This window comes from Chryseobacterium sp. Leaf394 (genome assembly GCF_001424105.1).
Taxonomy (GTDB): Bacteria; Bacteroidota; Bacteroidia; order Flavobacteriales; family Weeksellaceae; genus Chryseobacterium.
In genome coordinates this window covers 1,542,796-1,549,586 of the sequence record NZ_LMQH01000011.1, presented here as the reverse complement: position 1 = coordinate 1,549,586, position 6,791 = coordinate 1,542,796, and the positions used below count along the sequence as shown (strand labels likewise).

General features: G+C 36.6%; 7 protein-coding genes. All 7 read left to right on the top strand.

The genetic code is table 11. From position 1 onward, the window contains the following. The first annotated feature begins 134 nt into the window (after positions 1–134). Positions 135–692, top strand: a complete 558-nt coding sequence (locus ASG21_RS11630; RefSeq protein ID WP_056080034.1) for a C40 family peptidase — start codon at positions 135–137, stop codon at positions 690–692. A 107-nt stretch (positions 693–799) separates the two neighbouring features. Beyond that, complete coding sequence (locus ASG21_RS11625; protein ID WP_056080031.1) at positions 800–1,612, top strand: 2,3,4,5-tetrahydropyridine-2,6-dicarboxylate N-succinyltransferase; 813 nt, start codon at positions 800–802, stop codon at positions 1,610–1,612. 10 nt (positions 1,613–1,622) lie between these two features. Next, positions 1,623–2,297 (top strand): glycosyltransferase, encoded by a 675-nt coding sequence (locus ASG21_RS11620; RefSeq protein WP_056080030.1) that lies wholly within the window; start codon positions 1,623–1,625, stop codon positions 2,295–2,297. Then, positions 2,281–3,378: a glycosyltransferase family 1 protein gene (locus tag ASG21_RS11615; RefSeq protein ID WP_056080027.1), complete on the top strand. Its 1,098-nt coding sequence runs from the start codon at positions 2,281–2,283 to the stop codon at positions 3,376–3,378. The genes ASG21_RS11620 and ASG21_RS11615 overlap by 17 nt, the downstream gene beginning before the upstream one ends. A gap of 248 nt (positions 3,379–3,626) precedes the next feature. Next, complete coding sequence (hisG, locus tag ASG21_RS11610) at positions 3,627–4,484, top strand: ATP phosphoribosyltransferase (protein WP_056080024.1); 858 nt, start codon at positions 3,627–3,629, stop codon at positions 4,482–4,484. A 1-nt stretch (position 4,485) separates the two neighbouring features. Next, entirely contained in the window at positions 4,486–5,760 is a 1,275-nt protein-coding gene (gene hisD / locus ASG21_RS11605; protein WP_056080021.1) for a histidinol dehydrogenase, read from the top strand. 4 nt (positions 5,761–5,764) lie between these two features. Beyond that, positions 5,765–6,790, top strand: a complete 1,026-nt coding sequence (gene hisC, locus ASG21_RS11600) for a histidinol-phosphate transaminase (RefSeq protein WP_056080019.1) — start codon at positions 5,765–5,767, stop codon at positions 6,788–6,790. The last annotated feature ends 1 nt before the right edge of the window (position 6,791 follow it).

Sequence of the window (6,791 nt, the reverse complement as noted above, 5' to 3'; positions counted from 1 at the left end):
AAAACTATTGACTGTAACAGGTCCGGGGGTTCGAATCCCTCTTTCTCCGCAGAAAGCATCGTATTGAACGGTGCTTTTTTTGTTTTTTTACAACATCCATTTTCCTTATATTTGAACGTATTTAAATTCTGAAAATGAAGCGATACTTTTCTTTAAAATTTTTAATGTTTATTTTTGCTGCCTCTCTGACTGTAACTTCCTGTGGAAGTTCAAAGTCTGCAGCAACAAAAGGCAAAACTTCTTCCAAATCACCGATAAAAACTGAAAATCTCAGAAAATTAGATTCGGAATTCGATGGTAAAATTTCATCATCTGCTAAAAGAATTATCAAGGATGCCGAAAACTACCTCGGAAGTCCATACAAATTTGCAGGAAATACAGCTGACGGATTTGACTGTTCTGGTCTTACCACAAAAGTATTCGATGAAAATGGTTTAAAGCTACCTCGCAGATCCGCCGATCAGGCAGATTTCGGGAAAAAGATTAATATTTCAAATGCAAAACCCGGCGACCTCTTATTTTTTGCAACAGCGGGAGGATCGAAAGTTTCTCACGTAGGAATTGTGCATACCATTGAAAATGATGGCGAAGTAAAATTCATTCATGCATCTACTTCCAAAGGCGTCATTATTTCTTCCCTAAATGAAAAATACTGGAACAAAGCCTACCTGCATGCACAACGTGTTTTATAGATCAATATTTTTTCGGCAATACACATTTTAAGCAAATTTAAAACTCAAATTTTAGCTTAAAACTTTTGTATCTTTGAGCTCATTATTTTAACAAAATTCAAATAAAAATGTCATTACAACAAACTATCGAAAACATCTGGGACAACAGAGAACTACTACAAAATGAAGACAGCCAAAAAGCAATAAGAGAGGTTATCTCTTTGGTTGATAAGGGTGAACTCCGTACTGCAGAACCTACTGAAAACGGATGGCAGGTTAATGAGTGGGTGAAAAAGGCTGTAGTAATGTATTTCCCGATCCAGAAAATGGAAACGATTGAGGTAGGACCATTTGAATTTCACGATAAAATGCCTTTGAAAAGAAACTATGCTGAGAAAGGGGTTAGAGTTGTGCCACACGCTATTGCAAGAGAAGGAGCTTTCATAGCGTCTGGAGTTATCTTGATGCCATCTTACGTCAATATCGGCGCTTACGTAGATTCAGGGACGATGGTGGATACATGGGCAACAGTTGGAAGCTGCGCTCAGATAGGTAAAAACGTTCACTTAAGCGGTGGAGTTGGTATAGGTGGGGTTTTAGAGCCACTTCAGGCAGCGCCGGTAATCATTGAGGATGACTGTTTTATCGGTTCAAGATGTATCGTTGTAGAAGGCGTTCATGTTGAAAGAGAAGCTGTTTTGGGAGCGAATGTTGTGTTGACTGCTTCAACTAAAATTATCGATGTTACAGGAGAAACTCCGGTTGAAATTAAAGGTCGAGTTCCTGCCCGTTCAGTAGTAATTCCGGGAAGTTATACCAAGCAATATCCAGCAGGAGAATATCAGGTTCCTTGCGCTCTGATTATCGGTCAGAGAAAGGAGTCTACAGATAAAAAAACGTCGCTCAATGACGCTTTGAGAGAGAATAATGTAGCTGTTTAATCATTCTGTAATGGCAATTCCTAAGCAAATATTCCAGACTTTTAAAACCAGCAAATTACCTTGGATTACAAGGTTCTACATTAAAAGAATGCTCAGAAAAAACCCTGAATATGAATATCATTTTTATGATGACGAAAGAATTCAGCGTTTTTTTAAAGAAGAGTTTCCGCCGGAATATTTTAAAGCTTACAAGAGATTAACCATCGGAGCGGCCAAAGCAGATTTTTTCAGGTACGCCATTTTATACAAAAAAGGCGGCGTTTACCTTGATATAGACAGTGGAATCAACATCCCGTTGCGAAAGCTTATCCGTGAAGATGATGTGGCTTTGGTGACCGATGAAATTCCGCCAACATATTATGTACAGTGGGGTCTGGTTTATGCAGCCGGACACCCATTTTTAAAGAAAACATTAGAGAACATTCTGGATAATATTAAAAATAATCCACACCCTCATAATGTTCATAAAACGACCGGTCCTACAGTTTACACTGATTCTGTAAAACAATGTCTTGCTGAAAATCCTGATATTCCGTATCGGTTTTTGGGGCCTCATTATGATAACAAAATGCAGTTTAAATATAAAATGGGGAAATTTTTTCTTTACGGTGATAAATCTGAACACTGGAAGAAAAAACAACTGACCCAAAATATTATAAAACCAGAAGATGAAGATAGCATTTGATGCAAAACGCATCTTTTCAAGCGTGTCAGGATTGGGAAATTATTCCAGGGATTTGGTAAGGATTCTTTCTGAGTATTATCCTGAAAATCAATATATTCTAATCAGTAAAAAGACTTCGGAGAAAGGAAAAGAAATCTTAAAGCGCTCCAATGTCTCACATTTTAAAACTTCGAAGGGAACTTTGTCCCGACAGTTTAAAACGGGAACGGATGCGCAGAAGTTGGGCGCGGATATTTTTCACGGTCTGTCTGGTGAATTGCCTTTAAAATGGAACAGTAAATCCATTAAAAAAGTGGTCACCATCCATGATTTGATTTTCGAAAGATATCCAGAGTATTACACTTGGATTGACAGAAAAATTCACTTCTGGAAATTTAAGAAAGCAGCAGAATCGGCAGACAAAATTATCGCCATTTCTCAGCAGACTAAAGATGATATCATCCACTATTTAAAAGTTCCGGAAAGCAAAATTGAAGTTATTTATCAGGGTTGTTATCATGCATTTAAAGAAGAGCATGGCCACGAATTTATCAAGGAAGTGAAAGAAAAATTTCAGCTTCCTGACCGATTTATTCTGAATGTAGGAACCATTGAGCCACGGAAAAATCTTTTGAACGTGGTAAAAGCACTTCAAGGAACTCAAATTCCCCTGGTTGTTGTGGGCACGAAAAAACCAAAATATTTTCAGCTGGTAAAAAAGGAAATTGATAAAAATAAAATTAATGCTCAGTTTCTTACAGGTGTATCGATGAGTGAGCTGGCGGTGATTTACAGACTCGCGGATATTTTTATCTATCCAAGTTTTTTTGAAGGTTTCGGAATTCCCGTGATTGAAGCATTATTTTCAAAAACGGTTGTGATTACCAGCAATACCAGCTGTCTTCCGGAAGCAGGTGGTCCCGATTCTGTATATATTGATCCAAAAAATCATCTTGACATTCAGGCGAAAATAAAATTTCTGTGGGAAAATGAATCTGAGCGTAAACGCCGTGCTGACAAGGGTTTCGACTTTGTTCAAAAGTTTAATGACGAGCCGATTGCCAATGAGCTGATGAATCTTTATCAAAAAATTATTTCATAAATTTCTTTGAAGTTTAAAAATAAGTTCTACATTTGTACCACAATATTTCAAAAAAATGAAACCGAATTTCTCAACACTTCATCATTATCATCATCTCAGCTAAGGCGGAAGTGATTGATATTTTGTGTTGAATTCATAAAAATAAATTAAAAACCGTCTGAGTAAAGACGGTTTTTTTGTTTCCATATTTCTGTGAAATTTCCATAAAATCAACTTCATTTACTCAGACCAAAACTTATAAAAAAGTAATGAGTAAATTAAAAATTGCTATTCAGAAAAACGGTCGGTTGTATGAAGAATCGCTTCAGCTTCTTAAAGATTGCGGTATTTCTGTTAACAACGGAAAAGACCAGCTGAAGGTTTTGGTAGATAATTTTCCTTTGGAAATTATGTATCTCAGAAACTCCGATATTCCACAATATCTCGAGGATGGAGTAGTTGACATCGCCATCGTCGGAGAAAATCTTTTGGAGGAAAAACAAAAGCAGAATGAGATTGTACAGAAATTAGGTTTTTCTAAATGCCGTGTTTCTCTGGCCATTCCAAAAGATATTGACAGCGATCAGCCACAGTACTTTCAGGGGAAAAAAATTGCCACATCTTATCCGAACACGCTTCAGAAATATTTAACCCAAAATAATATTCAGGCTGATATTCACGTGATTTCAGGCTCCGTTGAAATTGCTCCCAACATCGGATTGGCAGACGGAATTTGTGATATCGTGAGCTCGGGAAGCACTTTATTTAAAAACGGACTGCGTGAAACGGTTACTCTTTTAAAGTCAGAAGCTGTGCTTGCCAAAAACATCAATCTGAATGATGCACAGGAAGAAATTCTAGAAAAACTACTTTTCAGAATCAAAGCGGTTTTAAAAGCGAAGAATTCAAAATACATTCTGATGAATGTTCCGAATGATCAGATTTCAGAAATCTCAAATGTACTTCCTGTTTTAAAAAGTCCGACGGTTATTCCGCTTGCTGAAGAGGGTTGGAGCAGCATTCACTCTGTAATTGATGAAGAACGGTTTTGGGACGTCATCGATGAATTAAAACTGAAAGGTGCACAGGATATTTTAATCATTCCAATCGATAAAATGGTAATTTAAGATGAATATTTATAAAAATCCTAAACGGGAAACCTGGTCTGAACTTACAAAAAGACCGGCTTTTAAAAAGCAGGAAATAGCTCAAACCATCAAAGAAATTTTCGCTGAAGTTGAGAAAAATGGTGATGAAGCATTAATCCAGTATGCACAAAAATTCGACTCAGCAAAGATCGATCAGATACAGGTGACTGCAAAAGAAATCAGTAAAGCTGCTGACTTAATTTCAGAAGAATTAAAATCAGCGATTCAGATTGCCAATGAAAATATTACGAAATTCCACGCATCACAGATTGTTGAAACTGAAAAAATCGAAACGACAAAAGGCGTGATTTGTTGGAGAGAAAACCGCGCCATTGAAAAGGTTGGAATTTATATTCCCGGCGGAACAGCTCCCCTGTTTTCTACCGTTTTAATGCTTGCCATACCTGGTCAGTTAGCCGGTTGTCGGGAGATTATTCTGTGTACGCCTCCTGATAAAAACGGAAATGTCAATCCGGCGATTCTGTATACAGCACAACTTTGTGGAGTTTCAAAAATATTCAAAGTTGGCGGTGCGCAGGCGGTTGCGGCAATGACTTTCGGAACAGAAACGATTCCGAATGTGTACAAAATATTTGGTCCCGGAAATCAGTTTGTCGTGGCGGCAAAAGATTTTGCTCAGGATTTTGGGATAACGATTGATATGCCTGCAGGACCGAGTGAAGTTTTGGTGATCGCTGATGAAAACGCTGTTCCTGAGTTTTGTGCGGCAGATTTACTGTCTCAGGCGGAGCATGGAAGCGACAGTCAGGTGATTTTTATTTCAACGGATTTGAAAGTTTTAAATGAAACCATCGATAAAGTTAAAAAACAAATCAAAGAACTTCCCAGAAACGAATTTGCACAGCAATCATTGAATAACAGCCATTTTATTTTGTTGGATTCGATTGACGAAGCGTTGGAATTCAGCAATTTATACGCTCCCGAACATTTGATTTTAGCGGTTGAAAATTTTGAAAAGTATATTAGCCAGATTCAAAATGCAGGTTCGGTTTTTCTCGGAAATTATTCATGTGAAAGTGCCGGAGATTATGCCAGCGGCACTAATCACACGCTTCCCACAAACGGATTTGCGAAAAATTACAGCGGCGTTTCTTTAGACAGTTTTGTGAAGAAAATTACGTTTCAGAATTTATCTAAAGAAGGCCTTCAGAATTTAGGAAAAACGATTGAAATCATGGCGGAAGCAGAAGGTCTTTCAGCACACAAAAATGCAGTATCCATTAGATTAAAATAAGATTATGACCACAGTAAATATTAAAAAATTAGTACGAAAAAATATATTGGAACTGAGACCTTACGTCAGTTTCAGAGATAACAGTCAGTTCGAAAATCCTTTGCTGATGGATGCGAATGAAAGTCCGTTTGGAGAATTCAACCGTTATCCGGATTCTACACACAGAAATTTAAGAGAAAAAATCTCGGCATTTAAAAATATTTCAGCCAATCAGATTGCAATTGGAAATGGAAGTGATGAGCTGATCGATTTGATTATAAAAATCTTCTGCGAGCCTAAAAAAGATTCAGTGTTGGTAATGAATCCTTCATTTGCGATGTACGGATTTTATGCTGTAATCAATGAAAATAAGGTTTTACAGCTTAATCTGAATGATAATTTCGAAATTGTAGAAGAAGAGTTTTTAAATATCATTAAAGAAAATCAACCTAAAATTTTATTTCTCTGTTCACCCAATAATCCAACCGGAAACTCTGTTGATGATATTGAATTTTACATTCAAAATTTTGCTGGAATTATTGTTGTTGACGAAGCTTATATTGAGTTTTCAGAACAGAAATCCTGTATTGAACTGATTAATGAATATCCAAATCTCATTGTTCTGCAGACTTTCTCCAAAGCATGGGGACTGGCTGGTGCGAGAGTAGGAACTGCATTCTCTTCAGAAGAAATTATCAACCTGATCTATACGGTAAAATCACCTTTTAATGTGAATGTTTTAAGTCAGAATTTAGTTTTAGAAAAGCTGAACAACATCGAAGATTTTCAGAATAATTTAAATGAAATTTTGATAGAACGCAACTGGCTGGAAACTCAGTTTGAAAATATTGAATGTATTTCCAAAGTATTTCCTACCGATGCGAATTTCTTTTTGATTGAATTCAAAAATGTGGAAAAAGTATATTCTACATTGCTTGAAAATGAAATTCTGACCAGTAAAAGATTTCCTCAGATTCCCAACTGTATCAGACTTAATGTTGGAAGCAAAAAGGAAAATGAAAAACTGATTAATGTTCTGAAAAATATTTAAA

Excerpts from the sequence above, each read along its gene's own strand:
- ASG21_RS11630 (WP_056080034.1), top strand. The coding sequence starts at position 135 with ATGAAGCGATACTTTTCTTTAAAATTTTTAATGTTTATTTTTGCTGCC.
- ASG21_RS11625 (WP_056080031.1), top strand. The coding sequence starts at position 800 with ATGTCATTACAACAAACTATCGAAAACATCTGGGACAACAGAGAACTA.
- ASG21_RS11620 (WP_056080030.1), top strand. The coding sequence starts at position 1,623 with ATGGCAATTCCTAAGCAAATATTCCAGACTTTTAAAACCAGCAAATTA.
- ASG21_RS11615 (WP_056080027.1), top strand. The coding sequence starts at position 2,281 with ATGAAGATAGCATTTGATGCAAAACGCATCTTTTCAAGCGTGTCAGGA.
- hisG (WP_056080024.1), top strand. The coding sequence starts at position 3,627 with ATGAGTAAATTAAAAATTGCTATTCAGAAAAACGGTCGGTTGTATGAA.
- hisD (WP_056080021.1), top strand. The coding sequence starts at position 4,486 with ATGAATATTTATAAAAATCCTAAACGGGAAACCTGGTCTGAACTTACA.
- hisC (WP_056080019.1), top strand. The coding sequence starts at position 5,765 with ATGACCACAGTAAATATTAAAAAATTAGTACGAAAAAATATATTGGAA.